Source organism: Pseudomonas sp. GXM4, from assembly GCF_008923895.1.
GTDB lineage: Bacteria > Pseudomonadota > Gammaproteobacteria > Pseudomonadales > Pseudomonadaceae > Aquipseudomonas > Aquipseudomonas atacamensis.
Map to the genome: position 1 here is coordinate 1 of NZ_WBRZ01000398.1, position 3482 is coordinate 3482.

A 3482-nucleotide genomic window follows, 5' to 3' on the forward strand; every position below is an offset into this window, starting at 1 on the left:
GGGACGCTCTGCGTCCCCGCTCTCAAAAATGGACGCAGAGCGTCCCCGGCTGCATTCCCGCGCGGAGCGTGGGAACGATCCCGCGTGGCCGGTCAGTGATTAATTACCAAGCCCCCTAACTATTGCGTTGACATTCGCTGCCTAAGCAGTAACATCTCGACATACATTCACTGCCTAGGCAGTTATCAGGTCGACCCATGAAGCATTTCACCCCGGAAGAATTCAAACATTGCCACCTTGGCCTGTTGCTCGGCCGTGCCGCGTTGCTCAAGGACCGGATCATCGATACCCACATGGAACCCCACGGCATCACGGCCGCGCAGTTCAAGGTGTTGATCATCATGGCCCAGTTCGGCGTCGACACCCCGGCCGAGCTGTGCCGGCATCTGTCGCTGGACAGCGGGTCGATGACGCGCATGCTCGATCGTCTCGAGCAGAAGGCTTTTCTGCTTCGTCAGCGCAGCGAAGGCGACCGGCGTCAGGTGCAGTTGAAACTGACCGAGCAGGGCCAGCAACTGGCTGATCGTCTGCCGCACATCGGTGCCGATGCGATGAATGAGCTGGCCGGCGCGATCTCCCGCGAAGAGCTGAAAACCCTGGAATACATCCTCAAGAAAATCCTGCTGGCCGCCGGTGACCCGATCACCATCCAGCGTCTAGGTGATCACAATGAGCGCTAACACTTTGCGCAGCAGTCTGACGCTGCTGTTGTCGGCGATGATCCTCGCCGGTTGCGCCAACTACAGCGGCCTCGACACTGAAGGCCAACGCCTCGACGCGAAGAGCCTGAAGACAGCGCAGTCTCTCGATGGCATCACCCTGTCGCCAGCGGCGTGGCCTAAAAGCGATTGGTGGAGCAGCCTCGGCGATCCGCAGCTCGACGGCCTGATCCGCGAAGCCCTGCACGACAGCCCGGACATGCAGATCGCCGCAGCCCGCGCCCATCAGGCCAGTGCCGCCGCGTATGCCGCCGATGCCGAGCGTTATCCGACCCTCGACGCCAGCGCCGGCATCAGCCGTTCGCGGCTGGCTCGTGATCAGGATCCGCTGGGGCAGGGCGGTGCCTATGCGACGGTGCGCAATGTCAGCGCTGGTTTCAATTACAACTTCGATTTGTGGGGCGGTCAGCGCGATGCCTGGGAAGCCGCACTCGGCGAGGCCCGCGCTGCCGAAGTCGACCGTCAGGCCGCGCAGCTGACACTTGCCGCTGACGTCGCCCGTGCCTATAGCGATCTCGGTCAGGCGCACATCGTTTACGACCTTGCCAGCGAAGACCTCAAGCGCACCCGGCAAATGCTCGACCTCAGTCAGCGCCGCTTGAGTTCGGGGATCGACAGCCAGTACCAGTTCCAGCAAACCCAGAGTCTGGAAGCCAGTTCTCAGGCCAGCCTGATCGACGCGGAAAAACGCTTGAACAGCGCGAAAATCGCCTTGGCCGTATTGCTCGGCAAAGGCCCGGATCGTGGCAACGAAATCGCTCGACCGAAAGTTCTCCAAGCCAGCGCCGTGGCGGTGCCGTCGGTGTTGCCGGCGGAACTGCTCGGACGCCGCCCGGATCTGGTCGCGGCACGCTGGCGTGTCGAAGCGGCGAGCAAAGACATCGATGCGGCGAAAACCCGTTTCTATCCCAACCTCAATCTGTCGGCCTCGGCCGGCGCCGAGTCGTTGCTGGGTGATGCGATGTTCGGTTCGGCCAGCCGCTTCTTCAACATCGCGCCGACCGTATCGCTGCCGATTTTCGATGGCGGACGCCTGCGCGCCAACCTTGATGCGCGCGACGCTGATTACGATCTGGCGGTGGCGCAGTACAACAAAAGCCTGGTGAAAGCCCTGGGTGATGTTGGCGACACCATCAACCAGCTGCGTGATATCGGCCGGCAGATCGGCGCGCAGCAACATGCCACCGACATTGCTCAGGATTCTTACAACACCGTCGTCCAGCGTTACGGTTCCGGCATCGGCAACTACCTGGACGTGCTCAGCATCGAGCAGCAATTGCTCCAGGCCCAGCGTCAGCTGGCGACCCTCAATGCCGAGCAGATCGACCTGTCGATTCAACTGATGCAAGCGCTGGGCGGCGGCTTTCAAAGTGAAAACCTGAACGCAGCCAACGCCAGCCCCGCCTCGTCGCACCATTAATTCAAGGTATTTGTCATGGCCACTGCCGAAAACACCCAAGCTCAAGACAACACCCCGGACACCGGCAACCCGCGCAAACGCAAGGTGATGCTGCTGGCCCTCGCCGTGGTCGTCCTGCTCGCCATTGCCGGCGTCTGGGCCTATCACGAATTCATCGGGCGCTTTAACGAAAGCACCGACGATGCCTACGTCAATGGCAACGGCGTGGAAATCACGCCGCTGGTCACCGGCACCGTGGTCAGCATCGGCGCCGACGACGGGGATCTGGTCCAGGAAGGCCAGGTGCTGGTCAACTTCGACCCCAACGATGCCGAAGTCGGCCTGCAAAGTGCCAAGGCGAAACTGGCGCGCACAGTGCGTCAGGTGCGCGGCCTGTATAGCAACGTCGACGGCATGAAAGCTCAGGTCAATGCGCAGCAGGCCGAAGTGCAGAAGGCCCAGGACAACTACAACCGGCGGAAAAATCTCGCCCAGGGCGGGGCGATTTCCCAGGAAGAGCTGTCCCACGCCCGCGACGACCTGACCTCGGCGCAGAACGCTCTGGCCAACGCCAAACAGCAACTGAAAACCACCAGCGCACTGGTCGACGACACCGTGGTCTCGTCGCATCCAGACGTGATGTCGGCGGCTGCCGATCTGCGTCAGGCCTACCTGACCAATGCGCGCAGCACCTTGATTGCGCCGGTCACCGGTTACGTCGCCAAGCGCACCGTGCAACTGGGTCAGCGCGTACAGCCGGGCACTGCGTTGATGGCGGTGATTCCGCTGGATCAGCTGTGGATTGATGCCAACTTCAAGGAAACCCAGTTGCGTGACATGCGCATCGGTCAGCCAGTGGATATCGAGGCAGATATTTATGGCAGCGATGTGAAATACAGCGGCACCGTCGACAGCCTCGGCGCCGGTACCGGCAGCGCATTTGCCTTGCTGCCGGCACAGAACGCCACCGGTAACTGGATCAAGATCGTCCAGCGCGTGCCGGTGCGTATCCACATCAATGCCGAACAGCTGGCCAAGCACCCGCTGCGTGTCGGTCTGTCGACCAATGTCGAGGTCAATCTGCACGACCAGAGCGGCCCGGTGCTGGCCCAGCAACCGCCGCAAAAGGCCTCGTTCAGCACCAACGTCTACGAGCGCCAACTGGCCGAAGCGGACGCGATGATTGCCCAGTTGATTCACGACAACAGCGCAGCAGCAGGCAAGACCGCACAGCGCTGAGAGCACACAGGATCAGAAGCAGGCTCTGTGGTGAGGGGTTATCTGTGGCGAGGGGATTTATCTGTGGCGAGGGGATTTATCCCCGCTGGACTGCGCAGCAGGCCCGTTTTTTCTGAGCCCAAAGC

General features: G+C 61.7%; 3 protein-coding genes. All 3 read left to right on the forward strand.

Annotated elements, in window-relative coordinates; genetic code table 11:
- The first annotated feature begins 197 nt into the window (after positions 1-197).
- From F8N49_RS26530 to F8N49_RS26540, 3 genes are read left to right on the forward strand one after another with little or no spacing between them, the layout of a single operon-like run.
- Positions 198-680, forward strand: a complete 483-nt coding sequence (locus F8N49_RS26530; RefSeq protein ID WP_016775300.1) for a MarR family winged helix-turn-helix transcriptional regulator — start codon at positions 198-200, stop codon at positions 678-680.
- On the forward strand, positions 670-2139 hold the full coding sequence (locus tag F8N49_RS26535; protein WP_151553214.1) for an efflux transporter outer membrane subunit: 1470 nt from the start codon (positions 670-672) through the stop codon (positions 2137-2139). Before F8N49_RS26530 ends, F8N49_RS26535 begins: the two co-directional genes overlap by 11 nt.
- A 15-nt stretch (positions 2140-2154) precedes the next feature.
- The gene (locus F8N49_RS26540; RefSeq protein WP_151553216.1) at positions 2155-3357 is read left to right on the forward strand and encodes an HlyD family efflux transporter periplasmic adaptor subunit; all 1203 of its coding nucleotides are present in this window, start codon (positions 2155-2157) and stop codon (positions 3355-3357) included.
- Positions 3358-3482: the final 125 nt, after the last annotated feature.

Coding starts and splice junctions, on each gene's coding strand:
- F8N49_RS26540 (WP_151553216.1), top strand. CDS start 2,155: ATGGCCACTGCCGAAAACACCCAAGCTCAAGACAACACCCCGGACACC.
- F8N49_RS26535 (WP_151553214.1), top strand. CDS start 670: ATGAGCGCTAACACTTTGCGCAGCAGTCTGACGCTGCTGTTGTCGGCG.
- F8N49_RS26530 (WP_016775300.1), top strand. CDS start 198: ATGAAGCATTTCACCCCGGAAGAATTCAAACATTGCCACCTTGGCCTG.